Annotated in this window: 17 protein-coding genes and 1 tRNA gene; 17 read left to right on the forward strand and 1 reads right to left on the reverse strand. The window is 68.0% G+C overall.

Features of this window, described 5'->3' with window-relative positions; genetic code table 11:
- Positions 1 to 111: 111 nt before the first annotated feature.
- Positions 112 to 1,317, reverse strand: a complete 1,206-nt coding sequence (locus HS048_RS07805; protein ID WP_196466580.1) for a pyridoxal phosphate-dependent aminotransferase — start codon at positions 1,315 to 1,317, stop codon at positions 112 to 114.
- Positions 1,318 to 1,584: 267 nt separating this feature from the next.
- On the opposite strand from HS048_RS07805, the gene HS048_RS07810 reads away from it, so the two are divergent.
- The 17 genes from HS048_RS07810 to tuf all read left to right on the forward strand — a co-directional run bounded on the left by HS048_RS07810 (position 1,585) and on the right by tuf (position 21,946).
- A tRNA-Trp gene (locus HS048_RS07810) sits at positions 1,585 to 1,657 on the forward strand.
- A gap of 75 nt (positions 1,658 to 1,732) precedes the next feature.
- Entirely contained in the window at positions 1,733 to 1,981 is a 249-nt protein-coding gene (secE, locus tag HS048_RS07815) for a preprotein translocase subunit SecE (protein ID WP_068896718.1), read from the forward strand.
- Between the two features lie 85 nt (positions 1,982 to 2,066).
- Complete coding sequence (gene nusG, locus HS048_RS07820) at positions 2,067 to 2,891, forward strand: transcription termination/antitermination protein NusG (protein WP_068896519.1); 825 nt, start codon at positions 2,067 to 2,069, stop codon at positions 2,889 to 2,891.
- A gap of 115 nt (positions 2,892 to 3,006) precedes the next feature.
- Positions 3,007 to 3,438: a 50S ribosomal protein L11 gene (gene rplK, locus HS048_RS07825; protein ID WP_068896520.1), complete on the forward strand. Its 432-nt coding sequence runs from the start codon at positions 3,007 to 3,009 to the stop codon at positions 3,436 to 3,438.
- 86 nt (positions 3,439 to 3,524) lie between these two features.
- A complete protein-coding gene (gene rplA / locus HS048_RS07830) occupies positions 3,525 to 4,238 on the forward strand; it encodes a 50S ribosomal protein L1 (protein ID WP_068896521.1) in 714 nt (237 codons plus the stop codon).
- A gap of 149 nt (positions 4,239 to 4,387) precedes the next feature.
- Positions 4,388 to 5,242 (forward strand): LppX_LprAFG lipoprotein, encoded by an 855-nt coding sequence (locus HS048_RS07835; protein ID WP_068896522.1) that lies wholly within the window; start codon positions 4,388 to 4,390, stop codon positions 5,240 to 5,242.
- A 389-nt stretch (positions 5,243 to 5,631) separates the two neighbouring features.
- Positions 5,632 to 6,156 (forward strand): 50S ribosomal protein L10, encoded by a 525-nt coding sequence (gene rplJ / locus HS048_RS07840; RefSeq protein WP_068896523.1) that lies wholly within the window; start codon positions 5,632 to 5,634, stop codon positions 6,154 to 6,156.
- Between the two features lie 82 nt (positions 6,157 to 6,238).
- The gene (gene rplL, locus HS048_RS07845) at positions 6,239 to 6,631 is read left to right on the forward strand and encodes a 50S ribosomal protein L7/L12 (RefSeq protein ID WP_191893938.1); all 393 of its coding nucleotides are present in this window, start codon (positions 6,239 to 6,241) and stop codon (positions 6,629 to 6,631) included.
- A 378-nt stretch (positions 6,632 to 7,009) separates the two neighbouring features.
- Positions 7,010 to 8,011, forward strand: a complete 1,002-nt coding sequence (locus tag HS048_RS07850; protein ID WP_068896525.1) for an ABC transporter ATP-binding protein — start codon at positions 7,010 to 7,012, stop codon at positions 8,009 to 8,011.
- Positions 8,012 to 8,297: 286 nt separating this feature from the next.
- Positions 8,298 to 8,807: a hypothetical protein gene (locus tag HS048_RS07855; protein ID WP_068896526.1), complete on the forward strand. Its 510-nt coding sequence runs from the start codon at positions 8,298 to 8,300 to the stop codon at positions 8,805 to 8,807.
- Complete coding sequence (locus HS048_RS07860) at positions 8,804 to 9,319, forward strand: hypothetical protein (RefSeq protein WP_191893941.1); 516 nt, start codon at positions 8,804 to 8,806, stop codon at positions 9,317 to 9,319. The genes HS048_RS07855 and HS048_RS07860 overlap by 4 nt, the downstream gene beginning before the upstream one ends.
- A 453-nt stretch (positions 9,320 to 9,772) precedes the next feature.
- Positions 9,773 to 13,243 (forward strand): DNA-directed RNA polymerase subunit beta, encoded by a 3,471-nt coding sequence (gene rpoB, locus HS048_RS07865; protein ID WP_068896528.1) that lies wholly within the window; start codon positions 9,773 to 9,775, stop codon positions 13,241 to 13,243.
- A gap of 26 nt (positions 13,244 to 13,269) precedes the next feature.
- Positions 13,270 to 17,157 (forward strand): DNA-directed RNA polymerase subunit beta', encoded by a 3,888-nt coding sequence (locus tag HS048_RS07870; RefSeq protein WP_068896529.1) that lies wholly within the window; start codon positions 13,270 to 13,272, stop codon positions 17,155 to 17,157.
- 523 nt (positions 17,158 to 17,680) lie between these two features.
- Positions 17,681 to 18,052, forward strand: a complete 372-nt coding sequence (gene rpsL / locus HS048_RS07875; RefSeq protein ID WP_012887826.1) for a 30S ribosomal protein S12 — start codon at positions 17,681 to 17,683, stop codon at positions 18,050 to 18,052.
- A gap of 2 nt (positions 18,053 to 18,054) precedes the next feature.
- Positions 18,055 to 18,525: a 30S ribosomal protein S7 gene (gene rpsG, locus HS048_RS07880; protein ID WP_068896530.1), complete on the forward strand. Its 471-nt coding sequence runs from the start codon at positions 18,055 to 18,057 to the stop codon at positions 18,523 to 18,525.
- Between the two features lie 87 nt (positions 18,526 to 18,612).
- On the forward strand, positions 18,613 to 20,661 hold the full coding sequence (gene fusA / locus HS048_RS07885; RefSeq protein WP_068896719.1) for an elongation factor G: 2,049 nt from the start codon (positions 18,613 to 18,615) through the stop codon (positions 20,659 to 20,661).
- Between the two features lie 91 nt (positions 20,662 to 20,752).
- Positions 20,753 to 21,946, forward strand: a complete 1,194-nt coding sequence (tuf, locus tag HS048_RS07890) for an elongation factor Tu (RefSeq protein WP_068896531.1) — start codon at positions 20,753 to 20,755, stop codon at positions 21,944 to 21,946.
- The last annotated feature ends 261 nt before the right edge of the window (positions 21,947 to 22,207 follow it).

Below are 22,207 nucleotides of genomic sequence, written 5' to 3' on the forward strand. Positions count from 1 at the left end.
GCCGCACCGCCGTACGGGACGCCGCCCGCGGCCGCGGGGGCCGTCCGCGACCGCCCGCGGCCGCCGCCGGGCCGAATCGTGCGGGTCCCGGCTCGGCGGCGGCCGGTACGGCTAGCGGGCCTCGCCCAGGAACTTGGCCACCCGGCCGACCCCCTCGGCCAGGTCCTCGTCGCCGAGCGCGTAGGACAGGCGGAAGTAGCCGGGGGTGCCGAAGGCCTCACCGGGGACGAGCGCGACCTCGGCCTCCTCCAGGATGATCTCGGCGAGCTCGGCGGAGGTCTGCGCCCGCCTCCCGCCGAACTCCCTGCCCAGCAGCCCCTTGACCGAGGGGTAGGCGTAGAAGGCGCCCTTGGGCTCGGGGCAGACCACGCCCGGGATCTCGTTGAGCATGCGGACCATCGTCCGGCGGCGGCGGTCGAAGGCCTCCCGCATCCGGGTCACCGCAGACAGGTCGCCGGTGACCGCGGCCAGGGCGGCGGCCTGGGCCACGTTGGAGACGTTGGAGGTGGCGTGCGACTGCAGGTTGGCCGCCGCCTTGACGACGTCCTCGGGCCCGATCAGCCAGCCCACCCGCCAGCCGGTCATCGCGTAGGTCTTGGCGACGCCGTTCAGCACGACGACCCTGTCGCCCAGCTCGGGCACGGCGGTGGCGATGCTGGAGAAGGTCGCGTCGCCGTAGGTGAGGTGCTCGTAGATCTCGTCCGTGACGACCCACAGGTCGTGCCCGGCGGCCCAGCGGCCGATCGCCTCGACCTGCTCCGGGCTGTAGACCGCGCCGGTCGGGTTGGACGGGGAGACGAACAGCAGGGCCTTCGTGCGGTCGGTGCGGGCGGCCTCCAGCTGCTCCACGCTCGCCAGGTAGCCGGTGGTCTCGTCGGTCACCACGTCGACCTGGACGCCGCCGGCCAGCTTGATCGCCTCGGGGTAGGTCGTCCAGTAGGGGGCCACGACCAGGACCTCGTCGCCCGGGTCGAGCAGCGTGGCGAACGCCTCGTAGACCGCCTGCTTGCCGCCGTTGGTGATCAGGACCTGGGACGCGCCGACCCGGTAGCCGGAGTCGCGGAGGGTCTTGTCGGCGACGGCCTGCTTGAGCTCGGGGAGCCCGCCGGCCGGCGTGTACTTGTGGAACCGGGGGGTGCGGCACGCCTCGACGGCGGCCTCGACGATGTAGTCCGGGGTCGGGAAGTCCGGCTCGCCGGCGCCGAAGCCGATGACCGGGCGGCCCGCCGCCTTCATCGCCTTGGCCTTGGCGTCCACGGCGAGCGTGGCGGACTCGGAGATCGCGGAGATGCGGGCGGAGATGCGAGGACGGGTCATACCTCCATGGTTACAGACCCGTCGCCGCGTTTCCGTCCTCCATCCGGCATGCGGACCGTCCGCGGCGGCCCCGTACGGGCGGGGAGGAGCTCCCGTGACCGTTCCGTTGCCCGCCCTGTGACCTGCGATGCGGGTTTCCGGTTCGACGTGGGGCCCATTCCCCCGTAGACTCCGGCGTGGTCTTTCCGCCGTATGCGTGTTCGGCGGTCAAGACCGGTGAGCCGCGGACAAACTTCGGGTCAACCGAGGTATGGTGGTTCATGTCTTAGGGCACTAGCGCAATTGGTAGCGCACCGGTCTCCAAAACCGGCGGTTGGGGGTTCGAGTCCCTCGTGCCCTGCGAGGAGCGGTCCGCGCATCAGGGCGTCTAGCGCGCCGCAGACATGCGTTGGATACGACGGATCAGGTGAGGACTGTGGCGATCGACACGCGCGGCGAAACCGCAGACAAGCCGAGCGGTGAGAAGAAGCCGAAGCGCACTTCTCCTGCCCTCTTCTATCGGCAGATCGTCGCCGAGCTGCGCAAGGTCATCTGGCCCACGCGCAAGGAACTCATTTCTTACACCATCATCGTCCTGGTCTTCGTTTTGATCATGGTCGGGATCGTGGCCGGGCTCGATGCGCTGTTCACCGAGGGCGTGCTGAGGATCTTCGGCGGCGCCTGAGCCGGCATTCGGCGGGTCGTCCCGCCGTGACCCCAGCCCCTCCGCAAGTCCAGTCAGCCCATCGACGAAAAGAGAAAGAGCCACCGTGTCCGAGTCTTCACAGTCGGCCGGCGAGTCCCGCGAAGAGTGGGAGGGCGAGCCGGAAGAGGCCGTCGACGCCGCGGAGGATTCGCTCGGCGAGTCCGAAGAGGTCGACGAGTCCGGAGCTCGCGACGAGTCCGGGGAGGCTCGTGACGAGTCCGCCGACGCCGACGCCGCCGGAAGCGAGGCCGAAGAGGTCCCGGCCGGCGCCGTCGACGAGGACGGTGACGTCCTTCCCGACGTCGACCCGGTCGAGGAGTTCAAGCGCCAGCTGCGCGGCCAGTACGGCGAGTGGTACGTCATCCACTCCTACGCCGGCTACGAGAACCGCGTGAAGGCCAACATCGAGACCCGCACGCAGTCCCTCAACATGGAGGACTTCATCTTCCAGGTCGAGGTGCCCACGCACCACGTGACCGAGGTGAAGAGCGGCAAGCGCCAGCTCGTCAAGGAGCGCGTGCTGCCCGGTTACGTGCTGGTCCGGATGGAGCTCACCGACGAGTCCTGGTCCGCGGTGCGCAACACGCCCGGAGTGACCGGTTTCGTCGGACTGTCGAACAAGCCGAGCCCGCTGAGCATCGACGAGGTCGCCAAGCTGCTGGCCCCCGAGCCCAGCGAGGAGACCAAGAAGACGACCGCCAAGGCCACCACGGCGACCGTCGACTTCGAAGTGGGCGAGTCGGTCACCGTCATGGACGGCCCCTTCGCCACCCTGCCCGCGACGGTCAGCGAGATCAGCGCCGAGTCGCAGAAGCTCAAGGTGCTGGTTTCGATCTTCGGTCGCGAGACCCCGGTCGAGCTCTCGTTCAACCAGGTCTCGAAGATCTGACCCGTCACATAAACTAAGACGTTCGGCGGCCGCGCTTCGCGAAGCGCGGCCCGTCGGCACGCTCCCCGCGTCTGCGTGGGAGCCGCATCACCCCGATTAGGACCCGGAGAGAACCATGCCTCCTAAGAAGAAGATCGCGGCACTGGTCAAGGTCCAGCTTCCCGCTGGCCAGGCCACGCCCGCTCCGCCGGTCGGTACCGCCCTCGGTCCGCACGGCGTCAACATCATGGACTTCGTGAAGCAGTACAACGCTGCCACCGAGGCCCAGCGCGGCAACATCATCCCCGTTGAGATCACCATCTTCGAGGACCGCAGCTTCACCTTCATCACGAAGACGCCCCCGGCGCCCGAGATGATCAAGAAGGCCGCCGGTGTGACCAAGGGCTCGGCCGTCCCGCAGAAGGACAAGGTCGGCAAGCTCACCCGGGAGCAGCTGCGTCAGATCGCCGAGACGAAGATGCAGGACCTCAACGCCAACGACATCGAGGCGGCGGAGAAGATCATCGCCGGCACCGCCCGGTCGATGGGCATCACGATCGCCGACTAGGCGTTCACCACCACCAACCTCGAAGCGAGTGGAGGGGCCAGGCGCTGGCCCGTACCACGGACACTCGGATCCACAGGAGTGATCAAGTGAAGCGCAGCAAGGGCCACCGCAACGCAGCGGCCAAGATCGACCGCGAGAGCCTGTACAGCCCGGCCGAGGCCGCGAAGCTGGCCAAGGAGACCAACGTCGCCAAGTTCGACGCGACCGTCGAGGTCGCCCTGCGGCTGGGCGTCGACCCCCGCAAGGCCGACCAGATGGTGCGCGGCACCGTCAACCTCCCGCACGGCACCGGTAAGACCGCCCGGGTCCTGGTCTTCGCGACCGGTGACCGTGCCGAGGAGGCCCGCGCCGCGGGCGCCGACATCGTGGGCGCCGACGACCTGATCGACGAGGTCGCCAAGGGCCGCCTCGACTTCGACGCGGTCGTCGCCACCCCGGACCTCATGGGCAAGGTCGGCCGTCTGGGCCGCGTCCTCGGCCCGCGCGGTCTGATGCCGAACCCCAAGACCGGCACCGTCACCCCGGCGGTCGGCAAGGCCGTCACCGACATCAAGGGCGGCAAGATCGAGTTCCGTGTCGACCGGCACGCGAACCTGCACTTCATCATCGGCAAGGTGTCGTTCGGTGAGCGTCAGCTCATCGAGAACTACGCCGCCGCCCTCGACGAGGTGCTGCGTCTCAAGCCGTCGGCGGCCAAGGGCCGTTACCTCAAGAAGATCACCTTCTCCACGTCCATGGGCCCCGGCATCCCGGTCGACCCGAACGTGACGCGCGGCATGACCGCCGACCTCGACGCCTGATCTATCAGACGTCCGTCGTAGCGGGCCTCGACCGAATGGCCATTCGGTCGAGGCCCTTCTTCGTTCTTGTGGCCGAAGCGGCCCGGCTCCCCGGCGCATAGTCTCGTAGCCAAGTCCGATGGGGGATTACGAAGGGGTGTGAGGACGGAATGCGCCGATTGGCTTCCGCGCTGGCGCTGGGAACGGCCGCGCTGATCGGGGTCGCGGGATGCGGTGCGCAGGGCACCGCCTCCCTTGGGAACGTGAAGCTGGCGGCGGCCGAGGCGGTGCAGCAGAGCGCCCAGAAGGCCGAGGAGGTCACCTCCTACTCCGCCGACCTGGTGCTCGACGCCAAGGACGGCGAGCACGGCGCCGGCAAGATTCAGGGCCGCATGGTCTACCAGAGCAAGCCCCAGCTCGCGACGGACATCACGCTGGACGTGATCTCCTTCGGCGAGCAGAACGTGCCCGGCGGGGCGCGGGCCATCCTGCTCGGTGACACGGTCTACGTGAAGTCGAGCCTGCTGACCCGGTTCACCGGCGGCGACAAGCCGTGGGTCAAGGTGTCGACCGCCGACCTGGACGCCGGGGACCAGGCCGAGGTCCGCGGGCTCATGGACCAGGCCCAGCAGTTCGACCTGCCCGGCACGGTCAGGCTGCTGACGGCCTCCAAGGACGTCAAGGCCGTCGGCACGGAGACGGTCGGCGGGGTGGAGACCACCCACTACAGCGGCACCTTCCCGGTGGCCGAGGCCGCGAAGGCGCTCGACCCGGCCGAGCGCGAGCAGCTCCAGGGCCGGTTCGCCGAGGCGAAGAACGTGAAGTTCGACCTGTGGGCCGACGCGCAGAGCCTGCCCAGGAAGGTCACGCTGAGCGGCACCGAGCAGGGCGCCTCGTTCACCATGGCGGCGCACTTCCAGGGCTTCAACGAGCCGGTGACGATCGCGGCCCCGCCCGCCGACCAGGTGGGCGACCTGCCGAAGAACCTCGGCGAGCAGCCGCGGGAGAGCACGGGCGGCAACTGAGCCCCGCGTACGGCCCGCGCCCCGGAACTGTCCGGACGGGACGCGGGCCGTACGCGTGTCCGGAGCCGTTCCCGGAGGCGCCGGCCTGTCCGGTCGTTCTCGGAGCGGCCGTGCATGTGCCCGGAGCCGTTTCGGCACGGCCGGGACCGTGCCGGCCCCGCGATTTGGCATCCTCTCCCCGGGCGCGTAAGCTGTACAACGCCGAAGACCGCCGGTCGTCGTCGGGCCTCATGGCCTGGCGGCCCAAGGATCCACATCAGTGGACGGCCTGCGCAGGTGTGATGTGAGTTTTCATCTGGATTGATTTCCTTATGTGAGCCCCGTGCGCCTGCGCCGGGGCTTGTTCTCATTTATGGGCCTTTGCCGGCGGCACATCTGGAAGGAGGCCCATGGCGAAGGCGGAAAAGGCAACGGCTGTAGCCGAGCTGAAGAGCAGCTTCGAAGGCTCCAGCGCTGCCGTTCTGACCGAGTACCGCGGTCTCACCGTCGCCCAGCTCAAGCAGCTGCGCGTTGCTCTCGGTGAGAATGCGAATTTCGCCGTGGTGAAGAACACGCTGACCAAGATCGCGGCCAACGAGGCCGGGATCAGCCAGCTCGACAGCCTGCTCGCGGGCCCGTCGGCGATCGCGTTCGTCAAGGGCGACGTGGTCGAGGCTGCCAAGAGTCTGCGTGACTTCGCCAAGGCCAATCCCCTCCTGGTCATCAAGGGCGGTGTCGTCGACGGTAAGGCGATGACCCCGGCCGAGATCAGCAAGCTTGCCGACCTCGAGTCGCGCGAGGTCCTCCTCGCGAAGCTGGCCGGCGCTCTGAAGGCGAAGCAGGGCCACGCGGCCGCTGTCTTCAACGCGCTGCCCACCAACATGGCTCAGCTGGCCGAGGCTCTGCGCGCGAAGCGCGCGGAGGCCGGCGAGTAGGTCCGCGCACGCGGTCCCAGGGGATTAGCGCATACGTACCGCGGTCCCAATTCTCATAAGTTAGATCCATACGGAGGAAATCATGGCGAAGCTCAGCACCGACGAGCTGCTCGACGCTTTCAAGGAGATGACCCTCCTCGAGCTGTCCGACTTCGTGAAGCTCTTCGAGGAGACCTTCGACGTCAAGGCCGCCGCCCCGGTCGCCGTTGCCGCCGCCCCCGCCGCCGGTGGCGGTGCCGCCACTGAGGAGGCCGAGGAGCAGGACGAGTTCGACGTCGTCCTCGAGGCCGCCGGTGACAAGAAGATCCAGGTCATCAAGGAGATCCGCGCCCTGACGAGCCTGGGCCTCAAGGAGGCCAAGGACCTGGTCGACGGCGCTCCGAAGCCGGTCTTCGAGAACAAGGTCAACAAGGAGCAGGCGGAGAAGGCCAAGGCCGCCCTCGAGGCCGCCGGCGCCACCGTCAGCGTCAAGTAATTCGCTTCACCGTAAGAGGGCGGGTCCACCAGGTGCCGGTGGACCCGCCCTTTTCGCGTCCGCGGTACGGCGCCGCGCGTCGCGGCCCGGGCGCCGGAGCCCTTCGCCGGGCTGTCCGTGCCCCCGCTCAGGTCGGGAAGCCTCTTCGCCGGGCTGTCCGTGTACCCCGGTTCGGTCCGGAAGCCCCTCGCGGGCTGTCCGTGCCCCCGGTTCAGGACTTGGGAGCCCCCGCGGACCGGGTGGTGACGCCCTTCACCTCTTGTTGTTGGACTGATGGTCTGATAGCCATGCCGTAACGGGTGGTGGGCGGCCGGCCGGTCCGGCCGGTGGGGCGGCCCGCCGCCGGAGTGGGCGGACCGGTCTGCTGGAGGACGGCGCGTGGGCGTGGAAGTCGTGGTCGAGGGTCTGACGAAGTCGTTCGGCAGGCAGGTGATCTGGGAGGACGTCACGCTGACGCTCCCCGCCGGTGAGATCTCGGTGCTGCTCGGGCCGTCCGGCACCGGCAAGTCCGTCTTCCTCAAGTCCCTGGTCGGCCTCCTGCGGCCCGAACGCGGGCACATCTGGATCGACGGGCACGACCTGGCCAACTGCAGCGAGAACAAGCTGTACGAGCTCCGCAGGCTGTTCGGCGTGCTGTTCCAGGACGGGGCGCTGTTCGGCTCGCTCAACCTCTACGACAACGTCGCCTTCCCGCTGCGCGAGCACACCCGCAGGAGCGAGACCGAGATCCGCCGCATCGTGATGGAGAAGATGGATCTCGTCGGCCTGGTCGGCGCCGAGGGAAAGCTTCCGGGAGAGATCTCCGGCGGCATGCGCAAGCGCGCGGGCCTGGCGCGGGCGCTGGTGCTCGACCCCGAGATCATCCTGTTCGACGAGCCCGACTCGGGCCTGGACCCGGTCCGCACGGCCTACCTGAACCAGTTGATCGTGGACCTCAACGCCGAGACCGAGGCGACCTTCCTCATCGTCACGCACGACATCAACACCGCCAGAACGGTCCCCGACGGCATCGGCCTGCTGTTCCGGCGAGAGCTGATCATGTTCGGGCCGCGGGAGATGCTGCTCTCCAGCGACGAGCCGGTGGTGCGGCAGTTCCTCAACGCCCGCAGGCACGGTCCGATCGGCATGTCGGAGGAGAAGGACGTCTCCGAGCTGGAGGCCGAGGCGCAGCTGGGGCACGACCCCGGGGTCCTGCCGCCGATCCCGCCGCAGCTCATGCCGAGCGGGAACCGCATGCGCCGCACCCAGCGCCCCCCGGGCGCGTGGCTGGCGGCCAACGGCGTCATCCCGCCGCCGAACTCGTTCGTGGACGAGCGGGGGCGCAACTGGCTGGAGGAGTACCCGCGGCTCGTCGCGGCCCGTGCCCGCGGGGAGGGATGACGCCGTTCTCCCGGGGAGCGGGCGCCGTGCCCGCGGGAAGGGCTGACGCCGGCCCCCGGGGAGCGGGCGCCGTCCCGCGGCCGCCTGCGCGGGGTACGGTCACCCGCCGCGGGGCGGTGTCCCCGGGTGGGCGGTGACGGCCGCGCCGCGCGGGCGAGGTTCGGAAAGGTCCGATGAGGATCCGCCCGCCGGGTTATGATCCGGCGATCGGGGACCTTCCGGTCGGGTACGGCGGGGCCGTACGCGATCTCCGGTCCACCGCCCGGCCGCGTGACGGGAGACGAGCATGGCAGTGGGGGCCGGCAGGCCGTCTCGCCCGCTGAGGGTCGCCGGGCTCGTGCTCGGCGTGCTGATCGCCGTGCTGCTGGCGGCGGCCCTGTGGATCGGCGGGCAGCTAAGGGACGCGCAGGCGGCGGCGGACGACCGGGAGGCGGCGCTGCGCGCCGCGGGGACGCACGCGATGAACCTGCTCTCGGTGGGCTACCGGACCGTCGACGCCGACGTCGGGCGCATCCTGGACACCTCCACCGGACCGGCCAGGGCCGAGTACGTCAGGACCGCCGAGGCGCTGCGCAGGACCACGACGGAGGAGAAGGTGGTGCAGACCGGCGCCCTGCGCGCGGTGGGACTGGTCTCGCTGAGCGGCGACACCGCCCGGGTGATGGTGGTCGGGGACGCCGTGATCGAGTGGGACGGGAGCAAGAACGCTCCACAGGAGCGGTTCTACCGCTGGACCATGGAAGTCACCCGGACCGGGGGGAAGTGGCTCGTGTCGAGGGCGGAGCTGGTCCCGTGACGAGGGTTTCCCTGGTGGTCGGCGGGGTACTGACCGCCGTGGCGCTGGTGCTCGCGGGGGCGGTCGGCGTCATGCTGGTCGACCTCGACCGGCTCCGCGCGGACGAGGAGGCCGGGAGGGAGGCGCTCGCGGCGGTCCGGTCGGTCGCCCCGGACATGCTGTCCTACGACCACCGCACGATCGAGCAGGATCTGGCGAGGGCCGCGGGCTACGCCACGGGAGAGCTCACCGAGCACTACAGGAGGCTCTCCACGACCCTGGCGCCGACGGCCAGGCGGCAGCAGGCGGTGCAGTCGGTGGCGGTCTCGGGCGCGGCGGTGGAGTCGGCCGGGAGCGACCGGGTCGAGGTGCTGCTGTTCATGAACGTGAGCACGGTGAAGACCCCGGCGGGGGAGAAGGCGCCGCGCAGGCAGGTCAGTCAGAGCCGGGCCCGCTTCGTGATGGTGAAGAAGGGCTCCAGGTGGCTGGTCGCGGAGCTGTCCACGCTGCTCGGAGATCCTCCGCCGCCGTGATCTCCCCGTCCGGGCATGGCGCGTTACCCAATTGTTGGTAAATCCTGTGTTTGAGAAACCTGCGGTCAGGGGTACACCCACCACGGCAGCGTCGATCGTCGGTCGGTTATCGGCTGGAGGTCGAGCCGCCGGGCGTCCGGGCGTTAACCTCTCCGGGGCGCGGGCATCGTCTGGAAGCCGACGGTGTGCCCGGCCGGCCGGAGGGAGAACTCCCAGCGTCCCGGCGGTTCCACGGCTGGAAGGCGGGATTCCGGGCTTGACGTTTCGGCTCCGACGAGCGATGCTGCGACCAACGTGGAGCATGCAGCGAGACTGAAGTGGACAGGCGTGTGCCGTTCGGCTACACTGCCCCTTTGCGCTGCCCTTTGACGACCCGCTTCTTTTGGTGCTCTGATGCATGGTCGTCTGGCGTGCGTGTAGTCAGTCCGCCGCGAGCCCTCGGAAGGACATCTGTTGGCAGCCTCGCGCAACGCCTCCGCCGTACCCGCTGGTCCCCGTCGTGTGTCTTTTGCACGGATTCAGGAGCCGCTCGAAGTTCCTGACCTTCTCGCCCTGCAGACCGAGTCCTTCGACTGGCTGCTCGGCAACGAGAAGTGGAAGGGGCGGGTCGAGGCGGCTCGCCAGGCCGGGCGCAAGGACGTTCCGGCCCAGTCGGGTCTCGAAGAGATCTTCGAGGAGATCAGTCCCATCGAGGACTTCTCCGGAACCATGTCCCTGTCGTTCCGGGACCACCGGTTCGAGCCGCCAAAGTACTCAGTCGATGAGTGCAAAGACAAGGACATGACCTACTCCGCCCCGATGTTCGTCACGGCGGAGTTCATCAATAACACCACTGGTGAGATCAAGAGCCAGACCGTGTTCATGGGCGATTTCCCGCTCATGACCGGGAAGGGCACCTTCATCATCAACGGCACCGAGCGTGTCGTGGTCTCCCAGCTGGTCCGGTCCCCGGGCGTCTACTTCGATCGCAGCATCGACAAGACCTCCGACAAGGACCTGTACGGCTGCAGGGTGATCCCCTCCCGGGGCGCCTGGCTCGAGTTCGAGATCGACAAGCGCGACAGCGTCGGCGTCCGCATCGACCGCAAGCGCAAGCAGGCCGTCACGGTCCTGCTCAAGGCGCTGGGCTGGACGAACGAGCAGATCCTCGAGCGCTTCGGTCAGTACGAGTCGATGCGCGCCACCCTGGAGAAGGACCACACGGCCGGCCAGGACGACGCCCTGCTGGACATCTACCGCAAGCTGCGTCCGGGCGAGCCGCCGACCAGGGAGTCGGCGCAGACCCTGCTCGAGAACCTGTACTTCAACCCCAAGCGCTACGACCTGGCCAAGGTCGGCCGCTACAAGATCAACAAGAAGCTCGGGGCCGACAGCGACATCACGCAGGGGACGCTGACCGAAGAGGACATCGTCGCCACCATCGAGTACATCGTCAAGCTGCACGCGGGCGAGGTCTCGATGAACGGCGCCTCCGGCCGGGAGGTCGTCGTCGAGACCGACGACATCGACCACTTCGGCAACCGCCGCCTGCGCACCGTCGGGGAGCTCATCCAGAACCAGGTCCGCCTGGGCCTGGCCCGCATGGAGCGCGTCGTCCGCGAGCGGATGACCACCCAGGACGTCGAGGCGATCACGCCGCAGACCCTGATCAACATCCGCCCCGTGGTGGCGTCGATCAAGGAGTTCTTCGGCACCTCCCAGCTGTCGCAGTTCATGGACCAGACCAACCCCCTGGCCGGGCTGACGCACAAGCGCCGCCTGTCCGCACTGGGCCCCGGCGGTCTGTCCCGTGAGCGCGCGGGCTTCGAGGTCCGTGACGTGCACCCCTCGCACTACGGCCGCATGTGCCCGATCGAGACGCCGGAAGGACCGAACATCGGTCTGATCGGCTCGCTGGCCTCCTTCGGCCGGGTCAACTCCTTCGGGTTCGTGGAGACGCCGTACCGGAAGGTCGTCGACGGGCGGGTCACCGACCAGGTCGACTACCTCACCGCCGACGAGGAGGACCGGTACGTCATCGCCCAGGCGAACACGCCGATCGGCTCCGACGGCGGCTTCCTGGAGGACCGCGTGCTCGTCCGCCGGAAGGGCGGCGAGTTCGAGTCCCTGCGGGCGACCGAGGTCGACTACATGGACGTCTCGGCGCGCCAGATGGTGTCCGTGGCGACCGCGATGATCCCGTTCCTCGAGCACGACGACGCCAACCGCGCGCTCATGGGCTCCAACATGCAGCGCCAGTCGGTGCCGCTGCTCAAGAGCGAGGCTCCGCTGGTCGGCACCGGCATGGAGTACCGCGCCGCCACCGACGCCGGCGACGTCATCACCGCCGACAAGGCCGGTGTGGTGGAGGAGGTCTCCGCCGACTACGTCACCGTCATGAACGACGACGGCACCCGCACCACCTACCGGGTCGCCAAGTTCAAGCGTTCCAACCAGGGCACCTGCTTCAACCAGAAGCCGATCGTGGCCGAGGGCGACCGCATCGAGGTCAACCAGGTCATCGCCGACGGCCCGTGCACGGACAACGGCGAGATGGCGCTCGGCAAGAACCTCCTGGTGGCGTTCATGCCGTGGGAGGGCCACAACTACGAAGACGCGATCATCCTGTCCCAGCGCCTGGTCCAGGACGACGTCCTCTCCTCGATCCACATCGAGGAGCACGAGGTCGACGCGCGCGACACCAAGCTGGGCCCCGAGGAGATCACCCGGGACATCCCGAACGTCTCCGAGGAGGTCCTGGCCGACCTCGACGAGCGCGGCATCATCCGGATCGGCGCCGAGGTCGTCCCCGGCGACATCCTCGTCGGCAAGGTCACGCCCAAGGGCGAGACCGAGCTGACCCCCGAGGAGCGCCTGCTCCGCGCGATCTTCGGTGAGAAGGCGCGCGAGGTCCGTGACACCTCCCTCAAGGTGCCCCACGGCGAGCAGGGCAAGGTCATCGGCGTCCGCGTGTTCAGCCGCGAGGAGGGCGACGAGCTCCCCCCCGGCGTCAACGAGCTGGTCCGCGTCTACGTGGCCCAGAAGCGTAAGATCACCGACGGTGACAAGCTCGCCGGCCGCCACGGCAACAAGGGCGTCATCTCCAAGATCCTGCCGGTCGAGGACATGCCGTTCCTCGAGGACGGCACGCCGGTCGACATCATCCTCAACCCGCTGGGCGTGCCCGGCCGAATGAACGTCGGCCAGGTCCTGGAGACCCACCTCGGGTGGATCGCCGCCAGAGGATGGGACATCTCGGGCATCGAGGAGGCGTGGGCCGAGCGGCTGCGCGACAAGGGCTTCGGCCAGGTCGCCCCGCGCACCAACGTCGCCACCCCGGTGTTCGACGGCGCCAGCGAGGAGGAGATCGTCGGTCTGCTCGACAGCACCCTGGTCAACAGGGACGGCGGGCGGATGGTCGGCGAGAACGGCAAGGCCCGGCTGTTCGACGGCCGGTCCGGCGAGCCGTTCCCGCACCCGATCTCGGTCGGCTACATCTACATCCTGAAGCTGCTCCACCTGGTCGACGACAAGATCCACGCGCGGTCGACCGGTCCTTACTCCATGATCACGCAGCAGCCGCTGGGCGGTAAGGCCCAGTTCGGCGGCCAGCGGTTCGGCGAGATGGAGGTGTGGGCGCTGGAGGCGTACGGCGCCGCCTACGCCCTCCAGGAGCTGCTGACGATCAAGTCCGACGACGTCCTCGGCCGGGTGAAGGTCTACGAGGCCATCGTCAAGGGCGAGAACATCCCCGAACCGGGCATCCCCGAGTCGTTCAAGGTCCTCATCAAGGAAATGCAGTCGCTGTGCCTGAACGTCGAGGTGCTCTCCAGCGACGGCATGTCCATCGAGATGCGGGACACCGACGAGGACGTCTTCCGCGCGGCGGAAGAGCTCGGCATCGACCTGTCCCGGCGCGAGCCGAGCAGTGTCGAAGAGGTCTGATCTAGAAGCTGAGGAGGGGAATACAAGTGCTGGACGTCAACTTCTTCGACGAGCTTCGGATCGGCCTCGCGACGGCCGACGACATTCGCCAGTGGTCGCACGGTGAGGTCAAGAAGCCCGAGACGATCAACTACCGGACCCTCAAGCCCGAGAAGGACGGACTCTTCTGCGAGAAGATCTTCGGTCCGACCCGGGACTGGGAGTGCTACTGCGGTAAGTACAAGCGCGTCCGTTTCAAGGGCATCATCTGTGAGCGCTGCGGCGTCGAGGTGACCCGTGCCAAGGTGCGGCGTGAGCGGATGGGCCACATCGAGCTGGCCGCGCCCGTCACGCACATCTGGTACTTCAAGGGTGTCCCGTCCCGGCTGGGATACCTGCTCGACCTGGCCCCGAAGGACCTCGAGAAGGTCATCTACTTCGCGGCCTACATGATCACGCACGTCGACAAGGACCTGCGTGAGCGCGACCTGCCGTCGCTCGAGGCGAAGATCTCCGTCGAGCGCCAGCACGTCGAGCAGCGCCGCGACGCGGACGTCGAGGCCCGGCAGAAGAAGCTCGAGTCCGACCTGGCCGAGCTGGAGGCCGCCGGCGCCAAGGGCGACCAGCGCCGCAAGGTCCGCGAGGGCGCCGAGCGCGAGATGCGCCAGCTCCGCGACCGGGCCCAGCGCGAGCTGGACCGGCTGGACGAGGTCTGGAGCCGCTTCAAGAACCTCAAGGTCCAGGACCTCGAGGGCGACGAGCTGCTCTACCGCGAGATGCGCGACCGCTTCGGCCGCTACTTCCGCGGCGGCATGGGCGCCCAGGCCATCCAGGAGCGCCTGTCCAACTTCGACCTCGAGGCCGAGGCGGAGAACCTCCGCGAGACGATCCGCAGCGGCAAGGGCCAGAAGAAGGCCCGCGCGCTCAAGCGTCTCAAGGTCGTCTCCGCCTTCCTGAACACCCGCAACTCGCCCAACGGCATGGTCCTCGACTGCATCCCGGTCATCCCGCCGGACCTGCGCCCGATGGTGCAGCTCGACGGTGGCCGGTTCGCGACCTCGGACCTGAACGACCTGTACCGCCGGGTGATCAACCGGAACAACCGCCTCAAGCGGCTTCTCGACCTCGGCGCGCCCGAGATCATCGTGAACAACGAGAAGCGGATGCTCCAGGAGGCCGTCGACGCGCTGTTCGACAACGGCCGCCGCGGCCGTCCGGTCACCGGGCCCGGCAACCGGCCCCTGAAGTCCCTGAGTGACATGCTCAAGGGCAAGCAGGGCCGCTTCCGCCAGAACCTCCTGGGCAAGCGAGTCGACTACTCCGGCCGTTCGGTCATCGTCGTCGGCCCGCAGCTGAAGCTGCACCAGTGCGGTCTGCCCAAGCAGATGGCGCTGGAGCTGTTCAAGCCGTTCGTGATGAAGCGCCTGGTCGACCTGAACCACGCGCAGAACATCAAGTCGGCCAAGCGCATGGTGGAGCGGGCCCGCCCGGTCGTGTGGGACGTCCTCGAAGAGGTCATCACCGAGCACCCCGTGCTGCTCAACCGCGCGCCCACCCTGCACCGCCTGGGCATCCAGGCCTTCGAGCCGCAGCTGGTCGAGGGCAAGGCCATCCAGATCCACCCGCTCGTCTGCACCGCGTTCAACGCGGACTTCGACGGTGACCAGATGGCCGTGCACCTGCCGCTGTCGGCCGAGGCCCAGGCCGAGGCCCGCATCCTGATGCTGTCCACCAACAACATCCTGAAGCCGGCCGACGGCAAGCCGGTGACCATGCCCACCCAGGACATGATCATCGGTCTCTACTCCCTGACCACGATCAAGGACGACGACGAGAACGCCGTCGGCGCGGGACGGGTCTTCGGCTCGGTCTCCGAGGCGCTCATGGCCTTCGACCGGCGCGAGCTGGACATCCAGGCCAAGATCCAGATCAGGCTGAAGGGCGACGTCCCGCCGCCTCGCGGCTGGGCGGCTCCCGAGGGCTGGGAGCCGGGCGACTCCTACCGCCTGGAGACCACGCTGGGCCGGTGCCTGTTCAACCAGACGCTGCCGGCGAACTACCCGTACGTGAACTTCCAGGTCGGCAAGAAGCAGCTCTCGGTCATCGTCAACGAGCTGGCGGAGAAGTACCCGAAGGTCGAGGTCGCGGCCGCGCTGGACGCGCTCAAGGACGCGGGCTTCTACTGGGCCACCCGCGCCGGTGTGACGATCTCCATCGAGGACGTCATCGCGCCGCCGAACAAGGCCGAGATCATGGAGTCGTACGAGCGCCGGGCCGACAAGGTCCAGCGGGAGTACGAGCGCGGTCTCATCACGGACGAGGAGCGCCGCCAGGAGCTCATCGAGATCTGGACGCACGCGACCAGTGACGTGACCGACGACATGCAGAAGGCGTTCCCGAAGACCAACCCGGTCTGGATGATGGTCCAGTCGGGCGCCCGAGGAAACCTGATGCAGGTCCGCCAGATCTCCGGCATCCGCGGTCTGGTGTCCAACACCAAGGGTGAGACGATCCCGCGGCCGATCAAGGCCTCGTTCCGCGAGGGCCTGTCGGTGCTGGAGTACTTCATCTCCACCCACGGACAGCGGAAGGGTCTGGCGGACACCGCGCTGCGGACCGCCGACTCGGGTTACCTGACCCGTCGTCTGGTGGACGTCGCGCAGGACGTCATCATCCGCGAGATCGACTGCGGCACCGACCGCGCGGTCCCGCTGCACGTCGGTGAGCGCGACGCCTCCGGCAACCTCGTCAAGGCGGAGAACGCCGAGAGCAACGTGCACGGCCGCATCCTGGCCGAGGACGTCGAGGTGGACGGCAAGGTCATCGCGTCGGCGGGCGTCGACATCAACGACAGCCACGTGACCGCGCTGGTCGAGGCCGGTGTGGAGACCGTCAGGACCCGCAGCGCGCTCGTCTGCGAGGCCAAGATCGGTGTCTGCGCCACCTGCTACGGCCGTTCGCTCGCGACCGGCAAGCTGGTGGACGTCGGCGAGGCGGTCGGCATCATCGCCGCCCAGTCGATCGGTGAGCCGGGCACGCAGCTGACGATGCGGACCTTCCACACCGGTGGTGTGGCGGGTGCGGACATCACCCACGGTCTGCCCCGTGTGCAGGAGCTCTTCGAGGCGCGCATCCCCAAGGGCGTCGCCCCGATCAGCGAGGCCGAGGGCCGGGTCCGCATCGACGAGACCGACAAGACCCGGAAGATCGTGATCACGCCGGACGACGGTTCGGACGAGATCGCCTACCCGGTGTCGATGCGGTCGCGTCTGCTGGTCTCCGACGGTCAGCGGGTCTCGGTCGGCCAGCAGCTGATCGCCGGTGCCGTCAACCCCAACGAGGTGCTGCGCATCCTCGGCCCGCGGGCCGTGCAGCTGCACCTGGTGGCCGAGGTCCAGCAGGTCTACCGCTCGCAGGGTGTGTCGATCCACGACAAGCACATCGAGATCATCGTGCGCCAGATGCTCAAGCGCGTGAACGTGCTGGAGTCCGGTGACACGGACATGCTCCCCGGTGAGCTCGTCGAGCGGCCGCGCTTCGAGCGGATGAACCGCGAGTGCGTGGCGGAGAGCGGCACGCCGGCCTCCGGCCGTCCGGTCCTCATGGGCATCACCAAGGCCTCGCTCGCCACCGAGTCCTGGCTGTCGGCGGCGTCCTTCCAGGAGACCACCCGGGTGCTCACCGACGCGGCGATCCACGCCAAGTCGGACTCGCTCCTCGGTCTCAAGGAGAACGTCATCATCGGAAAGCTCATCCCGGCCGGTACCGGCATGCCGCAGTACCGCAACATCCGGGTGGAGCCCACCGAGGAGGCCAAGGCCGCGATGTACACCGTCGGCGGCTACGACGGCTCGGCCGCGGACTACACCTTCGGCTCGGGCTCGGGTGAGGCCGTGCCGCTGGAGGAGTACGACTTCGGCCAGTACAACCGCTGACCTCTCGGTCGCGGGCAGGTCCTGAGCGGCGCCCGGGTCCCTTCGGGGACCCGGGCGCCGTATCTCTTGGTACGGCTTGACCTGATCTTTGCGGCGGAAGCTGTACGTTATGAGGAGAACGGCCGGAGAGGTCGTCCGCAACGGGTAAACTCATGCGGGGACCCGACAGCGATCGGCCGGAAACCGGTCGCGGGAGCCATGACACGGATTCGGACGCTTGCGACAGCGCCCGGCAGGTGCAGCGGTTTTGACGTGTTGCGCTTGACTGGGTAGTCTCTATCTTCGTGCCCGTGGCTTCATGGGCCCTCACGCGTGCGCGTCGGCAGGTTTCCCACGGGGAGTCGACGGAGGCGCCGTGTGGTCTCCTCCACTGGGCCGGCCTAGCTCGGGAGTGGCGCGACAAGAGCGCGACACGCCCGACCGCGTGGGTCGGAGTGGACGGAAAACCAGCAGGTCATGACACCGGCAGTACCTGCGAAATGAACGACCATTCGAATTACCGGCAAGCACGAACGGAGACGCGGTGCCTACGATTCAGCAGCTGGTCCGCAAGGGCCGCCAGGACAAGGTCACCAAGACCAAGACCCCGGCGCTCAAGGCCAGCCCCCAGCGACGCGGCACCTGCATGCGCGTTTACACCACGACCCCGAAGAAGCCGAACTCGGCGCTCCGCAAGGTCGCGCGTGTCCGGCTCACCAACGGCATCGAGGTCACGGCCTACATCCCGGGTGTCGGTCACAACCTCCAGGAGCACAGCATCGTGCTCGTCCGCGGTGGTCGTGTGAAGGACCTGCCGGGTGTTCGCTACAAGATCATCCGTGGTTCGCTCGACACCCAGGGTGTCCGCAACCGCAAGCAGGCCCGTAGCCGTTACGGCGCGAAGAAGGAGAAGTAAGAATGCCTCGCAAGGGTTCTCCTGGCCGTCGTCAGCTCATGGCTGACCCGGTCCACAACTCGCCGCTGGTCACCGCGCTCATCAACAAGGTGCTCCTGGACGGCAAGCGCTCCATCGCGCAGTCGATCGTCTACGGCGCACTGGAAGGGTGCAAGGAGAAGACGGGCAACGACCCGGTCGTCACCCTGAAGCGCGCGCTGGACAACGTCAAGCCCACCCTCGAGGTCCGCAGCCGCCGTGTCGGTGGCGCGACCTACCAGGTCCCGGTCGAGGTGCGCGCCGCGCGCAGCACCACCCTGGCCCTGCGTTGGCTGGTGCAGTACTCCCGCGCCCGCCGCGAGAAGACCATGACCGAGCGCCTCATGAACGAGCTCCTCGACGCCAGCAACGGCCTCGGCGCGAGCGTCAAGAAGCGCGAGGACACCCACAAGATGGCCGAGTCCAACAAGGCCTTCGCCCACTACCGCTGGTAACAGCGGGTTCGACGAGACGACGAGGACGCGAGAGAAGTGGCCACCACGACCGCTCTTGACCTGGCCAAGGTCCGCAACATCGGGATCATGGCCCACATCGACGCGGGCAAGACCACGACGACCGAGCGCATCCTGTTCTACACCGGTATCACGTACAAGATCGGTGAAGTCCACGAGGGCGCAGCCACCATGGACTGGATGGAGCAGGAGCAGGAGCGTGGTATCACCATCACCTCCGCTGCCACCACCTGCGAATGGCTCGGCCACACGATCAACATCATCGACACGCCGGGTCACGTGGACTTCACCATCGAGGTGGAGCGCTCGCTGCGCGTCCTCGACGGTGCCGTCGCCGTGTTCGACGGCGTGGCGGGTGTCGAGCCCCAGTCCGAGACGGTGTGGCGTCAGGCCGACCGTTACGGCGTGCCGCGCATCTGCTTCGTCAACAAGATGGACCGGGTCGGCGCGGAGTTCCACCGCTGCGTCGACATGATGGTCAACCGCCTGAACGCCACGCCCGCCGTCATCCAGCTTCCCTGGGGCGTCGAGGCCGGCTTCAAGGGCGTCATCGACCTGGTGAAGATGAAGGGCCTGCTCTGGAGCGCCGAGGCGGCCAAGGGCGAGATGTACGAGACCGTGGACATCCCGGCGGACCACGCCGAGGCCGCCCGCGAGTGGCGTGACAAGCTCGTCGAGACCGTCGCCGAGAACGACGACGAGCTGATGGAGCTCTTCCTCGAGGGCGTCGAGCCCACCGAGGAGCAGCTGGTCGCGGCCATCCGCCGCGCCACGCTGGCCAGCGCCATCAACCCGGTCCTGACCGGCACCGCGTTCAAGAACAAGGGCATCCAGCCCCTGCTCGACGCGATCGTCGCCTACCTCCCCGCGCCGACCGACATCCCGGCCTTCAAGGGCCACGCGGCCGGCAACGAGGAGCAGGTCGTCGAGCGTCACGCGGACGTGAACGAGCCGTTCTCCGCGCTCGCCTTCAAGATCATGAGCGACCCGCACCTGGGCCGACTCACCTACATCCGCATCTACTCGGGCACGCTCGAGACCGGCACCGCTGTGGTCAACTCGGTGAAGGGCAAGAAGGAGCGGATCGGCAAGATCTACCAGATGCACGCGAACAAGCGCGAGGAGCGCCCGTCCGCGCACGCCGGTCAGATCGTCGCCGTGATGGGCCTGAAGGACACCACCACCGGTGACACCCTGTGCGACCCGGCCAACCCGGTCGTCCTGGAGTCGATGACGTTCCCGGCCCCGGTCATCAACGTCGCGATCGAGCCCAAGACGAAGAGCGACCAGGAGAAGCTCAGCACCGCCATCCAGCGGCTGGCCGAGGAGGACCCGTCCTTCCAGGTCCGCCGGGACGAGGAGACCGGTCAGACGGTCATCTGGGGCATGGGCGAGCTTCACCTGGAGATCCTCGTCGACCGGATGCGTCGCGAGTTCAAGGTCGAGGCCAACGTCGGCCGCCCGCAGGTGGCCTACCGGGAGACCATCCGCCGCAAGGTGGAGAAGGTCGACTACGTCCACAAGAAGCAGACCGGTGGTTCCGGCCAGTTCGCCAAGGTCATCATCGACATTGAGCCGCTGGGCGAGGGCAACGACGGGTACGAGTTCGAGAACAAGGTCTCCGGTGGCCGCATCCCGCGGGAGTACATCCCGTCGGTCGACGCGGGTGCCCAGGAGGCCGCCGAGTTCGGTGTTCTCGCCGGTTACCCCATGGTCGGGGTGAAGGTCACCCTGCAGGACGGCGCCTACCACGAGGTGGACTCGTCCGAAATGGCCTTCAAGATCGCTGGCTCGATGGCCTTCAAGGAGGCCGCGCGCAAGGCGGACGCCGTAATCCTGGAGCCGGTGATGGCCGTCGAGGTCATCAGCCCCGAGGACTACATGGGTGACGTCATCGGTGACCTCAACGGTCGCCGCGGGCAGATCCGGGCGATGGACGAGCGCGCAGGCGCCCGTGTCGTCCAGGCGATCGTGCCGCTCTCTGAGATGTTCGGCTACGTGGGCGACCTCCGTAGCAAGACGCAGGGACGTGCGAGCTTCAGCATGCAGTTCGACTCCTACGCGGAAGTGCCCCAGCACATCGCCAAGGAGATCGTCGCGAAGGTCCGGGGCGAGTAGTTCTCTGCCAGGCCGGCCCCTCCGGGGCCGGCCTCCCCGAACCCGAGTGAAAAGACGAAAGTCAAGTCAGAATCTCTAAGGAGACAGACCAGTGGCCAAGGCCAAGTTCGAGCGGACCAAGCCGCACGTAAACATCGGCACCATTGGGCACATCGACCACGGCAAGACCACTCTGACCGCGGCGATCACCAAGGTGCTCCACGAGCGTTTCCCTGAGCTCAACGAGGCGACCCCGTTCGACAAGATCGACAAGGCGCCCGAGGAGAAGGCTCGTGGTATCACGATCTCCATCGCCCACGTCGAGTACCAGACCGAGAAGCGCCACTACGCCCACGTGGACTGCCCCGGTCACGCCGACTACGTCAAGAACATGATCACCGGTGCGGCCCAGATGGACGGCGCGATCCTCGTGGTCGCCGCCACCGACGGTCCGATGCCGCAGACGAAGGAGCACGTCCTCCTGGCCCGCCAGGTCGGCGTCCCCTACATCGTCGTGGCCCTCAACAAGGCCGACATGGTCGACGACGAGGAGATCCTGGAGCTCGTCGAGCTCGAGGTCCGCGAGCTGCTCTCGGCTCAGGAGTTCCCCGGCGACGACCTGCCGGTCGTGCGCGTCTCCGCTCTGAAGGCCCTCGAGGGCGACCAGAAGTGGGGCGACAGCATCATCGAGCTGATGACCGCCGTCGACGAGAACGTGCCCGAGCCGACCCGTGACGTCGACAAGCCGTTCCTGATGCCGATCGAGGACGTCTTCTCGATCACCGGCCGCGGCACCGTCGTGACCGGCCGTATCGAGCGCGGCATCGTCAAGGTCAACGAGACCGTCGACATCATCGGCATCAAGCAGGAGAAGACCACCACCACGGTCACCGGCGTCGAGATGTTCCGCAAGCTGCTCGACGAGGGCCAGGCCGGTGACAACGTCGGTCTGCTCCTGCGCGGCATCAAGCGTGAGGACGTCGAGCGCGGCCAGTGCATCATCAAGCCGGGCACGACCACCCCGCACACCGAGTTCGAGGCCCAGGTCTACATCCTGGCCAAGGACGAGGGCGGCCGCCACACGCCGTTCTTCAACAACTACCGTCCGCAGTTCTACTTCCGTACGACTGACGTGACCGGTGTCGTGAACCTCCCCGAGGGCACCGAGATGGTCATGCCCGGTGACAACACCGAGATGACCGTCCAGCTCATCCAGCCGATCGCGATGGAGGAAGGCCTCAAGTTCGCGATCCGTGAGGGTGGCCGCACCGTCGGTGCGGGCAACGTCACCAAGATCCTCAAGTAGTACGACCACGGGGCGGCGGCCGGCTCTCGCAAGAAGAGGCCGGTCGCCGCGCCGCGCGGGGCTCCCGTGGCTCCGCACGCGACCCACGAACCGTGATCTCGCAGCTGCTTCGGCCGGATGTGACCGAAGCGACTGCCAGATCACGGAAGAAAGCGCAGATCTCGAACGTCTGCTACGTGGGGACAGGAGACGGGCCGGACCGCCGGAAGGCGTGACGGGCCCGGATCCGCATATAGCGGCCGCCGGCCGCATGTAACTTTT

This window comes from Planomonospora sp. ID91781, assembly GCF_015711595.1.
Classification (GTDB): domain Bacteria; phylum Actinomycetota; class Actinomycetes; order Streptosporangiales; family Streptosporangiaceae; genus Planomonospora; species Planomonospora parontospora.